Consider the following 13,887-nt stretch of genomic DNA (forward strand, 5'->3'; position numbering starts at 1 on the left):
CGGGCGCTCCGCCGGCCGCCCGGGGCGCGGCCGGCCGGCGGGCGGTCACGCCGCGCGGCGGGCCGTGGTCCCCGCCTCGGCGGTGCGGTCCGCGCCGAGCCCCACGCCCAGCAGCAGGACGGCGCTGGCGAAGTGGAGCACGTTGTCGGCGCCGTTCAGCGCCAGGATGTTCGCGGACGACCCGACGAGGAACAGCCCGAGCAGGCCCACGAGCAGGTAGACGCCGCCCACCGTGGTGTTGGCGGTCCTCGCGGCGCGCGTGGAGGCCGCCGCGGCGCCCAGCAGCACGGCGCCGATGCCGAGGTGCACGATGTTGTGCAGGGGGTTCACCTCGAACAGGATCAGCGTCCCGCCCTCGGTGCCGGCGAACGCCGCCCCGGAGCTGACGAAGAAGCCCGCGATGCCGACGAGCAGGTAGACCGCGCCGAAGATGCCGCCGACGAGGCGGTTGGCCGACTGGCTCATGTGATCTGTCTCCTCCCGGGGTTGCGTCCCCGCTGACGGTGCGCGCAGGTCCGCACGCACCCGTGGTTCGGAGCGGACGCGGCGGCGGATGGGTGGTGCGGTGCAGCCGTCCGGGGGGTGGACGCGGGCCGGGGTCCTGCACCAGGGTGGGAGGCATGCTCGTGGCGTTCTCCGTCTCCCCGCTCGGCTCCGGCGAGTCCGTGACCGAGGCCGTCGCCGACGCCGTGCGGGTGGTGCGCGAGTCCGGGCTCCCGAACCGCACGGACGCGATGTTCACGACGATCGAGGGCGAGTGGGACGAGTGCATGGACGTCGTGCGCCGCGCCACGGAGGCGGTCGGTCGGCACGGCGGGCGGGTGAGCCTGGTGCTGAAGGCCGACATCCGGCCCGGCCGCTCCGGCGAGCTGACGGGCAAGGTCGAGCGGCTGGAGGAACGTCTTCGGTCGTGACGGGGCGGGCGGTGCGCCGAGGTGCTGCCGGCCCGCGTGGACATGTCGTGCAGATGGGTGGTTCCCGGGCCGGGTGACGCCCGGGGGATGACAGACTGCCGTGCGGTGGAGCGCGTCCGCGGGCACCGGCGAGGGGCGCCGGCCGCGAGGTCCGCGCCGCGGTGCGGCGGGACGGCGGACGCAGGAAGGGAAGCAGCGTACTGATGGCGATCTTCGAGCTCGACGGCGGCCGCAGCAGTCTCGTCCAGCCGATGCGACCCCGCTCCGACTCGTTCGACGCCGACTCCTCGGCCCTCGTCACCGACCACGTCTCCGCGCTGCTGGGCGAGCAGGTGCTCCCCGTGCGCGAGGGCGGCCCCGGCGGCCCGCACCTGCTGGCGCTCGACGCCTCCGCGCGCCCCGTGGTCGTCGAGGTCGTGCAGCTGCTCGACGAGGCGGCGCTGGTGCGCGCGCTGCGGCACGCGGGCGGCGCCGCGCGCCTGAGCCGGTCGGACCTCGCGCGGATGTACGCCGGCGGCGCGGAGTCGTTCGAGGCCGACCTCGCCGTGTTCCGCGACCGCTCCCCGATCCTCGCGAGCCGCGACACCGCGGCGGGCGTGCGCCTCGTCGTCGTGTGCGCGGACGTGACCGGCGGGCTGCTGGACGCCGTCGACTTCGTCACCGCCGGCCTGCACGTCGAGGTGCTGCGGATGGGCGTGACCCAGGGTCCGGGCGGGCGTCGCTACGTCGACGTGTCGCCGCTGCGCTCGTCCACCGCGGGCGTCCGGCGCGCGGTGGAGCCCGGCCCGCGCACCGGTGCGGTGCAGGTCGCGCCGCCGCCGTCGGCCGCGGTCACGGACCCCACCCCGGTGGTCCCGGCGCCGGCCGACGCCGCGCCGACCCCGTCCGTCGCCGCCGACGGCACCGACGCCGCCGACGGCCCCGGTCCGCGACGGCACGCCGCCGCGGGGGAGCCCGACGCGCAGCGGGACGCCACCGCCCCGGCCGCCCCGGCGCCCGCCGGCCCGCCGACGCCCTGGCCCGCACCGTCGTCGCCGCGCAGCGACGAGACCACGCTCATGCCGCCCGTGCCGCCGGACGGGGGACCGCAGCACCGCGGCGAGGTCGACCACCGCCCGCTGCCCGAGCTCGCCGCGCTCGCGGCCGCCGAGCGGTCGGCGCTGGAGCTCGTGTGGCACCGCGTGCGCCGCGGCCAGCGCCTCACCGCGACGCTGCGCGCCGACGGCCTCATCGAGCTGCCGGGTGGCAGCGTGCACGCCGACCCGGACGACGCGGCGACGGTCGCGGCCGACCTCGAGTCCCCGACGGACGGCTGGCGCGTCTGGCGGTTCGGCGAGGACGGCCCCACGCTGGGCGAGGCGGTCGGCGTCCGCTGACGCGCGCGGCGGTCAGGACCAGCCGTAGGCCGCCGTCCACCGGCTGATCTCGGCGTACAGCCGCGCCCGGACCGGGGCCGGTGACAGCGTGAGGTCGTGCAGCCCGCCGGCGATCCGCACCACGGACACGACCGGCCCGAGCTGGACGGCGCGCCGCGCCAGCAGCTCCACGTCGAGCACCACGTCGGCGGCGCGCATGTCCTCGCTCCACCGCGGGCTGATGACCGTGCGGTCCGACGCGAGCATCAGCACCGGCCGCCGGATGTGCAGCCCCCGCGCGACCTCCGCGTGACCGTCGAGGATCGCCGCGAGCCACCCCGGCCGGACGGGGAACGACCGGGCCGGGCGCCACGCGTCCTCGTACGTCCACTCGCCCCCGTCGGCGCTCCGCAGCGTGCGTGCGTAGTACCCGGGGTCGATGTTCGGCAGCGGTGCCTTGGGCTGCAGGCGCGCCAGGCGCGCGATCGCGGGGGCGCTGACGTGCCGGGCGACGGCCGCGCCCTGGAGCTCCAGCCACGGGCTGTTGAGGACGAGGCCGTGGAACCGGCCCGGGTGCCGGTTCGCCCACAGGACGCTGATGAGACCGCCGGTCGAGTGGCCCATGAGCATCACACGCGCGAACCGGCCGAGGTCGCGGTGCACCTGCTCGAGGGCGGCCTCGATGTCCTCGTCGTAGGTCCGCAGGTCGTCGACGTAGCCGGGCGTCTGGTGCGGGCGCAGGCTGCGGCCGTACTTGCGCAGGTCGAGGGCGTAGAACGCGGCGCCCTGCGCGTGCCAGAACTCGGCGAGCCCGGTCTGGAAGAAGTAGTCGGACCACCCGTGCAGGTACAGCACCGCACGGGACGGGCGCACCGGCTCCGGCGTCGGGGGCGCGTACCGCACGAGGCTGGCGACGACCTCGCCCTCGTCGTCGGGCACGAGCTCCAGGGTCCGCACGCGGTAGCCGTCGCCCAGGACGTCCGGCTGCCAGCGACCCGCCATGCGCCCTCCTCCGTCGCGGGCGCGCGGCCCGGTGCCTCAGACCTCCGCGACGACCTTCCCGAACTGCTCGCCGCGTGCCAAGCGTGCCAGCCCCTCGCCGACCCGGGCCAGCGGGACGGTCGAGTCCACGACGGGCCGGATGCCGGTGCGGGCGAGGAACCCCAGCAGCTGCTCGAGGTCCTGGCGGGAGCCCATGGTGGCGCCGAGCACCGCGATCTCCAGGAAGAACAGCCGCTGGATCTCCATCGCCGCGGGGTCCCCGGTGGTCGCGCCGGCCACCACGATCGTCCCGCCGGGACGCACCGAGCGGACCGAGTGCGACCAGGTCGCCGCGCCGACGGTCTCGATCACGAGGTCGACGCGGGCGGGCAGCCGCTCCCCGGGCGCCACGGCCCCGGCGGCGCCGAGCGTCAGCGCCCGCTCGCGCCGGGAGGCGTCGCGGCTCGTCACCCAGACCTCCAGCCCCGCGGCGGACGCCAGCCGGACCGCGGCCGTCGCGACGCCGCCCCCGGCGCCCTGCACGAGCACGCGCTGGCCGGGCTGGGCGCCACCGGTGCGGAACAGCATCCGGTACGCGGTCAGCCACGCCGTGGGCACGCACGCGGCCTCGGCCCAGGACAGCTCCGCGGGCTTCGGCACGAGGTTCCAGGTGGGGACCGCGACCTGCTCGGCGAGGGTCCCGGGGTAGCGCTCGGACAGCAGGGAGCGGGGCTCGTCGGGCCCGACGCCGTGGCCGGAGTCGCCGCCGACCACCGCGTGCACCACGACCTCGCGGCCGTCCGCCGTCACGCCCGCCGCGTCGGTGCCGAGCACCATCGGCAGCTGCTCGGCCCGCAGCCCGACGCCGCGCAGCGACCACAGGTCGTGCTGGTTGAGCGCGGCCGCCCGGACGTCCACCGTGGTCCAGTGCGTGCGGGGCTCCGGTGCGGGCAGGTCCCCGACGACCAGGCCGGCGAGCGGCTCCTCGGGCGCGAACCGGTTGACGTAGGCAGCGAGCACGCCCCCCACCTAACCACGCCCGCGGGCCCGCGCGGGCGCGATCCCGCCCGGTCCGGCCGCCCCGCCGCCGAGAAGCCAGGACACGCCCGGGATCCGCGTGGCCGCTCGGCGTGTCCTGGTACCTCGGCGAGCGTGGCTGGGGGCTGGGCTGGGCTGGGCTGGGCGGGGCTGGGCGGGGCTGGGCTGGGCGGGCGCGCGGGCCGTGCGTGCGCGGGTCGGGACCGTGCGTGCGCGGGTCCGGGCGTGCGGGAGCGGGTGCGCGGGGGGTCAGAGCAGCGGGAGCATGCGTCCCAGGTCCGGGACCGCGTCCGAGGGGAACCGCGGCGCGAGGGCGGACGCGAGCACGTCCACGTCGTACGGGACCCGGCCGGCCGCGAGGCGCACCCAGGTCAGCGGGCGCACCACCTCCAGGTCCCAGCCGCCGCGGGCGCGCACGATGGCCAGGAGCTCCTGCGCGACGAGGTCGAGGGCGTCGCCGTCGAGCGGCCCCCCGGAGGTGACGCCGTCGCCGAGGCCGCCGGCCGGTCCCAGACCTCCGGGCACGCCGGGGAGCGGCCCGACGCCGTCGCCGAGCTCGGCGCGCGAGCCCGGCGCGGCGCCCCGGGTGCGTGCGAGGGACCGCTGGAGGTCGTCCGCGTGCACCACGAGCTCGGTGATCCGGGACGTGAGCATCGTGGACAGCAGCACGGGTCCCCGGCGCGCCTGCACCACCTGGTCGGCGGGGCCGAGGTCGGTGACGTGGCGCAGCGCCTCGCGCACCAGGTCGTCGACGTGCCGCAGCGGGTCGTCGGCGATCTGCGCGGCGAGCTCGCGCGTGACCCGGTCGATGTCCGCGGCGCGGCCCGCGTACGTGCCGAGGTACTCGCCGAGCGTCAGCGGGACGGTCCCCGGGGGCGCGGGCTCGCAGGCGGTCAGCGCGCCCATCGCCCGGCCGAGGTGCGCGACGAGGTCCGCGACCGTCCAGCCGTCGAGGATGCTCGGGGCGCCGCCGTCGCCCGCCGCGACCACGTCCCCGACCCAGGCGCGCAGCGTGTCCCACTGCCGGCGCAGCACGGCCTCGCGCTCGGTGACGTCCCCGGTCCTGGTGGCTGCCATGGGCACAGGGTGCCACGGCCGGTGCGCCGCCGGCTCAGCCCTCCAGGTGCGCGCGCACGAGCGGGCCGAGCTGGTCGTGCTCGATGAGGAACCCGTCGTGGCCGTACGGGGTGTGCAGCGTGCGGACCGGGCCGGAGCCGGGGATGCCGGCGGCGATGCGGGCGGACTGCTCGGGCAGGAACAGCCGGTCGGAGTCCACGGCGACGACGAGCGTGCGGGCGGTGACGGTCGCGAGCGCCGCCTCGACGCCGCCGCGGTCGCGGCCGAGGTCGTGCGTGATCATCGAGCGCGTCAGCACGGCGTACGTGTTCGCGTCGAACCGGCGGGCGAGCTTGTCGCCGTGGTGGTCGAGGTAGGACTGCACCGCGAACCGCCCGCCCTCGAGCGGCTCCTCGCCGCCCTGCGGGATCCGGCCGAAGCGCTGGTCGAGCTCGGTGGCGCTGCGGTACGTCTGGTGGGCGATCTGCCGCGCGAGGCCGAGACCCACGTGCGGCCCCTCCCCGTCGGGCGCGTCGTAGTAGTCCCCGCCGCGGAACCGCGGGTCGGCGGCGAGCGCGGCGAGCTGGGTGTGGAACGAGGCGATCTGGTCGCCGGAGGTCTGCGCGGTCGTCGCGATCGCGGCGAGCCCCCGCACCCGGGACGGCGCGGTGACGGCCCACTCGAGCGCGCGCTGGCCGCCCATCGAGGCGCCGACGACGAGCGCCCACGACCCGACGCCGAGCGCGTCGGCGAGCCGGACCTCCGCGGCCACCTGGTCCCGGACCGTCAGGTGCGGGAACCGGCTGCCCCACGGCCGGCCGTCCGGGGCCGCGGTGGCCGGCCCGGTGCTGCCCTGGCAGCCGCCGAGGACGTTCGGCGCGACGACGAACCAGCGGTCCGTGTCGATCGGCGCCCCGGGGCCCACGAGCGTCGACCACCAGCCCGGGGTCGGGTGGCCCGGCCCGGCCGGGCCCGTCACGTGCGAGTCGCCGGTCAGGGCGTGCAGCACGAGCACCGCGTTCGAGCTGTCGGGCGCGAGGGTTCCCCAGGTCTCGTACGCGAGCCGGACGCCCGGCAGGCGGCCGCCGGCCTCGAGGTCGAGCGGGCCGAGGTCGGCGAACTGCCGACGGCCGACGGGGTCCCCCTCGCGCCAGGCGGACGACGCGCGCGGCGGGCCGTCGGGCAGGGCGCGGCGGCGGGGCTGGCGGGTGGTGCGGTGCTCGGGCACGTCGGACCGTCCTGACGCGGGCGCGCCGACGGGCGCCGTGGGGGTCACGGCGCCCGTCGGACGGGTGGTGGCGGAGGTCACGGCGGTGCTCAGGCCCCCTTGGCGGCGCGGAACCCGGCGTCGAGGTCGGCGAGGATGTCCTCGATCCCCTCCAGGCCGACGGCGAGCCGGACCAGGCCCGGCGTGACGCCGGACAGCGCCTGCTCCTCGGGCGTGAGCTGGCTGTGGGTGGTCGACGCGGGGTGGATGACCAGCGAGCGCACGTCGCCGATGTTCGCGACGTTGGAGTGGAGCTCCAGCGCGGAGACGAACGCCTGCCCGGCCTCGGCCCCGCCGGCGATCTCGAACGCCAGCACCGCGCCCGTGCCGCGCGGCCCGTACTTGCGGCCGAGCTCGTACTGGGGGTGGGACGGCAGGCCGGCGTACGTCACGGAGAGCACGTCGTCGCGCGCCTCCAGCCACTCGGCGACCTTCTGGGCGTTCGCGACGTGCCGCTCGACGCGCAGCGACAGCGTCTCGAGGCCCTGCGCGATGAGGAACGCGTTGAACGGGCTGATCGCCGCGCCGAGGTCGCGCAGCAGCTGGACCCGCGCGCGCAGGACGTAGGAGAGGTTGACGCCGAAGGCGCCGTCCTTGCCGAGGTCCCGGGCGAACACCAGGCCGTCGTACGACGGGTCGGGCTGGTTGAACGAGGGGTAGCGCTCCGGGTCGGTGCCGTAGTCGAACGTGCCGCCGTCGACGATCACGCCGCCGATCGCGGTCCCGTGACCCCCGAGGTACTTGGTGGCGGAGTGCACGACGACGTCCGCGCCCCACTCCAGCGGCCGGATCAGGTACGGGGTCGCGACGGTGTTGTCGACGATGAGGGGGACGCCGGAGTCGTGGGCGATGCCGGCGACGGTCTCGATGTCGAGCACGTCCTGCTTCGGGTTCGGCACCGTCTCGGCGTAGAACGCCTTGGTGTTCGGGCGCACGGCGTCGCGCCAGGCCTGCGGGTCGTGCGGGTCGGTGACGAACGTCGTCTCGATGCCGAAGCGGGGCAGCGTGTGGTGCAGCAGGTTGTAGGTGCCGCCGTACAGGGACGGGCTGGCGACGATGTGGCTGCCGGCCTCGGCGATGTTGAGGATCGCGTAGGTCTCGGCGGCCTGGCCGGAGGCGAGCAGCAGCGCGCCGACGCCGCCCTCGAGCGAGGCGATCCGGTCCTCGACGGCCTGGACCGTCGGGTTGCCGATGCGGGTGTAGATCGGGCCGAGGTCCTTGAGGGCGAACCGGTCGGCCGCCACGCCCGCGTCGGGGAAGACGTAGGACGTGGTCTGGTAGATCGGCAGGGCGCGGGCGCCGGTGGCGGCGTCGGGCGTCTGGCCGGCGTGGATCTGGCGGGTCTCGAACGACCACTGGGGCTGGCTCATGGCGGGGCTCCTGGCTGGGTGGGCTGGTGGGGCGGGGGGACGGCGGCGCACGCGCGTCGTGCCAGGAGAGGGTCCGGGCCGGGGGTGCCGGTGTGCGGCTGCCCCGGTGCGACGGTCGGTGTCGCGTCAGCGGGGGAGCCGGGGCCGCGGGCCGGTGGACCGGTCTGCGGGCACAGCCGAGCGTGCGCTGGTCAGCGACACATTCGGCGGGACATGGCGCCACAGTACGGAGCGGCGGGGCGCCTGCGGAACAGGTGTCTCACACTCCGAGACAGGCGTCCGCGTGGTGGATGCGGGGGCCGTGCGGCGGGGCCGCCGCCCGTCCCGTGATGCCGCTGGTGAGGCGCCTGCGTGCTCCGAGCGGGTGATCGTGCCCCTGGGGTGTCCGGTTCGTCCCGAACCACGCCGATGTGACTCGTGTGAACGGTGTGACTGGTGTTCACTTCTGTGAATCCAGCCGGTAGCGTTCCCGCGGGGCGCGCCGGACGGTGGCGCCCCGGATCGGACCCGCCCTCCCGGGGCGCGGGAGGCGTGGACGACGAGAGGCGGACGACGTGCGGACGACAGGACGGGTGCGGCTGGCCCGCGCCGCCACCGCGGCGGTCGCCGCGGCGCTGCTGCTCCTGCCCGCCGGCGGTGCCGCGGTCGCCGACCCCGACGTCAGCGACCAGGACGTGCGCGACGCCCGGCGCGCCGTGACGAGCGCCGCGGGCGCCGTCGCCGACATGGAGGTGCGGCTCGCCGAGCTCAGCACCCGCGCGCAGGCCGCGCAGGTCGCGGTCCAGCAGGCCGGCGAGACCTACGCCCAGGCCCAGGCCGACCTCGCCTCCGCCCAGCAGGACGCCGCGCGCGCCGCCGAGCAGTACGACCAGGCGCGCGAGCAGTTCGCCTCGGCGCGCTCGACCCTGGTCGCGATCGCCCGCGAGGCCGCGCGGTCCGGCGGGTCGATGGACACCGTGCAGTCGCTGCTGTCGGCCGACGGGTTCCAGGACGTCGTGTCCCGCAACGAGGCGCTCTCGCACGTCAGCGACAAGGCCGACCAGGCGGTGCAGACCTACCTCGCCGCGCAGCAGGTCGCCGACACCCTCCAGCGCGCGGCCGAGCAGGCCGAGGCCGCCCAGGAGTCCGCCGCCGCCGACGCGCAGCAGGCGCTCGACGCCGCCGAGCAGGCGCAGACGGACGCCGACACGCAGGTCGCCGCCGCGCAGACCGAGCGGCAGTCGCTCATCGTGCAGCTCGCGGCGGCCCGCAACACCAGCGCCGAGGTCGAGCAGGCGCGCCAGGACCAGATCGACGCGGAGCGCCGCGAGCGCGAGGAGGCCGCGGCGCGCGCCGAGCGCACCGAGGAGCCGAGCGCCCCGCCGGCGTCCGGCGGCACCGGCGGCGGGACGGACGGTGCGGGTACCGGCGGCGGCACCGCCGCCCCGTCGACCCCGAGCACGCCGTCGACCCCGAGCACCCCGTCGACGCCCAGCACGCCGTCGACGCCCGCGAACCCGAGCGCCCCGTCGACCCCGACCCGGCCCACGACACCGAGCCAGCCGAGCACGCCCGCGACGCCGCCCGCCGGCGGCGGGTCGTCCGCCGGCACCACGTCCGGCGCCGAGGCCGCGATCGCCTGGGCCCGGGCCCGGCTCGGCGTGCCCTACCAGTGGGGCGGCACCGGCCCGAGCGGCTACGACTGCTCCGGCCTCACGCAGGGCGCCTGGGCCGCGGGCGGCGTGAGCCTCAACCGCACGTCGCGCGACCAGTACCGGCAGGTCAAGAAGATCTCGTACGACCAGCTCCGGCCGGGTGACCTGGTGTTCTGGGGCTCGGACCCGAACGACGCGTCCTCGATCTACCACGTCGCCATGTACATCGGCGGCGGCCAGATCATCGAGGCCCCGCGCCCGGGCAAGACCGTGCAGATCTCCCCGATGCGGTACGCGTCGTCGATGGCGTACGCCGGCCGCCCCTGACGTCCCGCCTCCCCGGGCGCCGGGGACCCGCGCACGGCTGAGGCCCGGCACCCCAGGGTGCCGGGCCTCCCGCCTGCTCAGTGCTGGTCGTACCCCGCGTCGATCGCCCGCTGGCGCGAGCGCTCGATCTCGGCCTCGGCCTCGGCGCGGCCGACCCAGTGGGCGCCCTCGACGGACTTGCCGGGCTCGAGGTCCTTGTAGACCTCGAAGAAGTGCTGGATCTCCAGGCGGTGGAAGTCGGACACGTCGTCGATGTCCTGCCGCCACGCGGCCCGCTGGTCGCCCGTCGGGACGCACAGCACCTTGTCGTCGCCGCCCGCCTCGTCGCGCATGCGGAACATGCCGAGCGCGCGGCAGCGGATCAGGCAGCCGGGGAAGGTCGGCTCCTCGAGCAGGACGAGGGCGTCGAGCGGGTCCCCGTCCTCGCCGAGCGTGCCGTCGATGAAGCCGTAGTCGTCGGGGTAGCGCGTCGAGGTGAACAGCATGCGGTCCAGCCGGATGCGGCCGGTCGCGTGGTCCACCTCGTACTTGTTGCGCTGGCCCTTCGGGATCTCGATCGTGACGTCGAACTCCACACCCGCTCCTTCGTCGCCGCCCGGCCGGCCCCCTGGCCGGCCGCGACGGGCAGCTGATCACGACGACGGTCCCAGGTGGCGGTCCGTCGCACTTCAGTCCCCTAGTGTGACGCACGGACGGCGGGGATCCACCCGCGGCGCGGACGGTGGTCGACGGGAGGCGGACGGGCCGGTGGCACGGGCGGGGAGGACGGTCGGCACGGCGGCGCTCGTGGTGCTGATCGCGGGCGGTGCCTACGCCACCGCCGACGCGTACGACGTGGTGCCCGGGGTGGTGACGCTGGCCCCCGAGGTCGCCCCCGCGGCCCCGTTCCCGACCGCGCCTGCGGCCGGTGCGCCGGCCACGGGCGCGCAGGTGCTGGCGGACCTGGACGCGGCGGCCCCGCTGCCGGAGTCGGCCACCGTGCAGGGCATGCTCGACGGGCTCGCCTCCGACCCGCGCCTCGGCCCCTCGGTCGGCGCGGTGGTGGCGGACGCGCTCACGGGCGAGGTGCTCGCCGAGCACCGCCCGGGAGGGGCCCGCACGCCCGCCTCGACCGCCAAGCTGGTCACCGGCGTCGCGGCCCTCACCGAGCTCGGGCCGGACCGCACGTTCGACACCACCGTGCGCCAGGGGCCGGGCGACCTCGTGGTGCTGACCGGCGGCGGCGACATGATGCTCGCGGCCGGGAAGGGCGACCCGGACGCCGTGAACGGCCGCGCCGGGCTGGCCGACCTGGCCGACCAGGTGGCTGCGAAGCTCCGCCTCGCCGGCCGGGACAGCGCCACGGTCGCGCTCGACACGACGCTGTTCTCCGGCCCGGAGCTCGCCCCGGGGTGGGACGAGGCGGACGTGTCCATGGGCTACGTCGCGCCCGTCGCCCCGCTGGCCGTCGACGTCGCGAAGATGTCCGAGGGCGAGTACCCGCCCCGCTACCCGGACCCGGCCCTGCACGCCGGCCGCGTCTTCGCGCAGCGGCTCGCCGACGCCGGGATCACGGTCACCGGTGACGTGACGTGGGTGGACGCCCCCGCGACCGGTGACGTGCTCGGCACGGTCGAGTCCGCCCCCGTCGCCGAGGTGGCGCAGTACTTCCTCGACACGTCGGACAACACGATCACCGAGGTCGTCGCGCGCATGGTGGCCGTCGAGCTCGGGCTGCCCGGCTCGTTCGAGGGCGCCACGAAGGCCGTGCTCCGCACTGCGTCGGCGCTCGGCGTGGACACGTCCGGCGCGGTGCTCGCGGACGCGTCCGGCCTCGCGGAGGGCTCCGCGCTGCCGCCCCGGATGCTCCTCGGGCTGCTCGAGCTCGTCATCGACCCCGCCCACCCCGAGCTGCGCGAGGTGGGCACCGGGATGCCGGTCGGCGGCCTCACCGGGACGCTCACCCACCGGTTCGCCGACGGCGCCGCGACGGGCCTCGTCCGCGCGAAGACGGGCAGCCTGAAGAACGTCACGTCGCTCGCCGGGACGGTGCTGGACGCCGACGGCCGCCTGCTGCTGTTCGTCCTCATGGCCGACCGGACCGGGGCGGTCGGGCAGGAGCAGCCGCGCGCCGCGCTCGACGGCTTCGTCGACGGGCTCGCGGGGTGCGGCTGCCGGGGATGACCCCGCGGCCCGGCGCCGCGGGTGGTTACCGTGGTGCGGTGCAGCCCGCCGTCGACTGGGACCTGGCCGCCCGGCTCGCCGCCCGCGCGGTGCGGACCGGGCCGGAGGCGACGCGGGCCGAGCGCGAGGACGTCGTCGCCGCGCTGCGGGCGGCCGCACCCGTGGCCGGCGCGCACGTCGCCCGCCTGACGCGGCTCGTCCCGGCGGCACCGGCCGCGGACCTCGTGCACGACGTGCGCGTGGTCGACCGGGCGTCGTGGGCCCGGGCGAACGTCCGGTCGCTGCGGTCCCTGGCGGAGCGCGCCGGCGTCCCCGCCGCCCAGGGCGTCCGCGCGACCGCCGGGGCCGGGCAGGTCGCGGCCGTGCTGGGCCTGCTCTCCGGCTCGGTGCTCGGGCAGTACGACCCGTGGCACCCGCCCGGGACGCTGCTGCTCGTCGCGCCGAACGTGCTGGCCGTCGAGCGCGCGCTCCGGCTGGACCCGGCGGACTTCCGGCTCTGGGTGACGCTGCACGAGCAGACCCACGCGCTCCAGTTCGCCGCGGCGCCCTGGCTGACGGACCACCTCGCGGCACGGGTGGCGGCGCTGCTCGAGGACGACGAGCGCCCGCCCCGCCGGCGGCCCGGGACGTCCCGCGACCGTGCCGGGGGCGGCAGGTCGGTGCTCGACCTGCTCGATCCGCGGCAGCGTGGCGTCGTCGACGAGGTCGGTGCCGTGATGGCGCTGCTCGAGGGCCACGCCGACGTGACGATGGACGCGGCGGGGCGCGGCGCGGTCCCGTCCGTGCGGCGGATCCGGCGCCGGTTCGAGGCGCGCCGCTCGGGGGCACCCGGCACCGCCGCGATGCGCCGCGTGCTGCGGGCGCTGCTCGGCATGGACGTCAAGCTCGCGCAGTACCGGGACGGCGCCGCGTTCGTGCGGGCCGTGCGCCGCAGCGTCGGGACCGACGGTCTGAACGCCGTGTGGACCGGCGCGCAGGCCCTCCCCACGGCGGCGGAGATCGCGGACCCCGCCGCCTGGGTGCGGCGGGTGCACGGCTGACGTGGCCGGCCCCCACCCGGCGGTCGCCGCCACCCGGTCGGCCGTCGCCGCGTCCGTCGCGGACCTGCCCGACGGCGCGCGGGTGCTCGTCGCGTGCTCCGGCGGCCCCGACTCGCTCGCGCTGGCGGCGGCCACCGCGTTCGTCGCGACGGCGGGCGGGCGCGGGCGCCTGCGGGCGGGCGCCGTGGTGGTCGACCACGGGCTCCAGCCCGGGAGCGCCGACGTCGCGTCGCGCGCCGCCGCGGCCTGCCGGCGGCTGGGGCTCGACCCGGTGGAGGTCGTCGCGGTCGACGTCACCGGACCCGGCGGCCCCGAGGCCGCCGCGCGTGCGGCACGCACCGGCGCCCTGGAGTCCGCGGCCGGGCGGCTCGGCGCGGCGGCCGTCCTGCTCGGGCACACCCGGGACGACCAGGCCGAGGGCGTGCTGCTCGGGCTGGCGCGCGGCTCCGGGGCGCGGTCGCTCGCCGGGATGGCGCCCGTGCGCGGGCTGCTGCGCCGGCCGCTGCTGGCCGTGACGCGGGCGCAGACCGTCGCGGCGTGCGCGGCGCTCGGCCTCGACCCCTGGCACGACCCCACGAACGCCGGCGCGGCGCCCGGCGACCCCCGGCGGTCCCGGGTGCGGGCCCACGTGATGCCGGTGCTGGAGCGCGAGCTCGGCCCCGGCGTCGCGGCGGCGCTCGCGCGCTCGGCGGAGCTGCTGCGCGAGGACGCCGACGCGCTGGACGCGCTCGCGGCGGCGCTG

The 13,887-nt window shown here is 77.3% G+C and carries 13 protein-coding genes; 6 read left to right on the top strand and 7 right to left on the bottom strand.

Translation table 11 applies throughout. The annotated features are described in order from the left end of the window. Nucleotides 1-45: 45 nt before the first annotated feature. On the bottom strand, nucleotides 46-465 hold the full coding sequence (locus AAHH18_RS17525) for a DUF4383 domain-containing protein (RefSeq protein WP_283321608.1): 420 nt from the start codon (nucleotides 463-465) through the stop codon (nucleotides 46-48). Between the two features lie 155 nt (nucleotides 466-620). Between AAHH18_RS17525 and AAHH18_RS17530 the strand changes: the two genes are divergently transcribed. Beyond that, on the top strand, nucleotides 621-914 hold the full coding sequence (locus tag AAHH18_RS17530; RefSeq protein WP_343302498.1) for an MTH1187 family thiamine-binding protein: 294 nt from the start codon (nucleotides 621-623) through the stop codon (nucleotides 912-914). Between the two features lie 203 nt (nucleotides 915-1,117). Beyond that, the gene (locus AAHH18_RS17535; RefSeq protein ID WP_343302499.1) at nucleotides 1,118-2,290 is read left to right on the top strand and encodes a hypothetical protein; all 1,173 of its coding nucleotides are present in this window, start codon (nucleotides 1,118-1,120) and stop codon (nucleotides 2,288-2,290) included. 12 nt (nucleotides 2,291-2,302) lie between these two features. Here the strand turns inward: AAHH18_RS17535 and AAHH18_RS17540 are convergent, their stop codons facing one another. From AAHH18_RS17540 to AAHH18_RS17560, 5 genes are all read right to left on the bottom strand, one after another. After that, nucleotides 2,303-3,271, bottom strand: coding sequence for an alpha/beta hydrolase (locus AAHH18_RS17540; RefSeq protein WP_343302500.1), 969 nt, complete (start codon nucleotides 3,269-3,271; stop codon nucleotides 2,303-2,305). A 36-nt stretch (nucleotides 3,272-3,307) separates the two neighbouring features. Beyond that, nucleotides 3,308-4,270: a zinc-binding dehydrogenase gene (locus AAHH18_RS17545; protein ID WP_343302501.1), complete on the bottom strand. Its 963-nt coding sequence runs from the start codon at nucleotides 4,268-4,270 to the stop codon at nucleotides 3,308-3,310. A 267-nt stretch (nucleotides 4,271-4,537) separates the two neighbouring features. Further along, nucleotides 4,538-5,365 (bottom strand): maleylpyruvate isomerase N-terminal domain-containing protein, encoded by an 828-nt coding sequence (locus tag AAHH18_RS17550; protein ID WP_343302502.1) that lies wholly within the window; start codon nucleotides 5,363-5,365, stop codon nucleotides 4,538-4,540. Between the two features lie 34 nt (nucleotides 5,366-5,399). Then, nucleotides 5,400-6,572, bottom strand: coding sequence for a homoserine O-acetyltransferase MetX (gene metX, locus AAHH18_RS17555; protein ID WP_459349171.1), 1,173 nt, complete (start codon nucleotides 6,570-6,572; stop codon nucleotides 5,400-5,402). A gap of 89 nt (nucleotides 6,573-6,661) precedes the next feature. Next, nucleotides 6,662-7,981: a bifunctional o-acetylhomoserine/o-acetylserine sulfhydrylase gene (locus tag AAHH18_RS17560; RefSeq protein WP_283321602.1), complete on the bottom strand. Its 1,320-nt coding sequence runs from the start codon at nucleotides 7,979-7,981 to the stop codon at nucleotides 6,662-6,664. 554 nt (nucleotides 7,982-8,535) lie between these two features. Between AAHH18_RS17560 and AAHH18_RS17565 the strand changes: the two genes are divergently transcribed. Beyond that, nucleotides 8,536-9,942 carry a C40 family peptidase gene (locus AAHH18_RS17565; protein WP_283321601.1) on the top strand — a complete coding sequence of 469 codons (1,407 nt, stop codon included), beginning with the start codon at nucleotides 8,536-8,538 and terminating at the stop codon, nucleotides 9,940-9,942. Between the two features lie 77 nt (nucleotides 9,943-10,019). Here the strand turns inward: AAHH18_RS17565 and AAHH18_RS17570 are convergent, their stop codons facing one another. Then, nucleotides 10,020-10,517 (bottom strand): inorganic diphosphatase, encoded by a 498-nt coding sequence (locus AAHH18_RS17570; protein WP_146835884.1) that lies wholly within the window; start codon nucleotides 10,515-10,517, stop codon nucleotides 10,020-10,022. Nucleotides 10,518-10,689: 172 nt separating this feature from the next. Between AAHH18_RS17570 and dacB the strand changes: the two genes are divergently transcribed. The 3 genes from dacB to tilS all read left to right on the top strand — a co-directional run. Next, nucleotides 10,690-12,105: a D-alanyl-D-alanine carboxypeptidase/D-alanyl-D-alanine endopeptidase gene (dacB, locus tag AAHH18_RS17575; RefSeq protein WP_343302503.1), complete on the top strand. Its 1,416-nt coding sequence runs from the start codon at nucleotides 10,690-10,692 to the stop codon at nucleotides 12,103-12,105. A gap of 38 nt (nucleotides 12,106-12,143) precedes the next feature. After that, nucleotides 12,144-13,145, top strand: coding sequence for a zinc-dependent metalloprotease (locus AAHH18_RS17580; RefSeq protein WP_283321599.1), 1,002 nt, complete (start codon nucleotides 12,144-12,146; stop codon nucleotides 13,143-13,145). Nucleotide 13,146: 1 nt separating this feature from the next. Continuing rightward, nucleotides 13,147-13,887, top strand: a 741-nt coding sequence (gene tilS, locus AAHH18_RS17585; RefSeq protein WP_343302504.1) for a tRNA lysidine(34) synthetase TilS, incomplete at its 3' end; no start/stop codon positions are given.

Origin of the sequence: Cellulomonas olei, from assembly GCF_039548315.1 — a bacterium.
Taxonomy (GTDB): Bacteria; Actinomycetota; Actinomycetes; order Actinomycetales; family Cellulomonadaceae; genus Cellulomonas.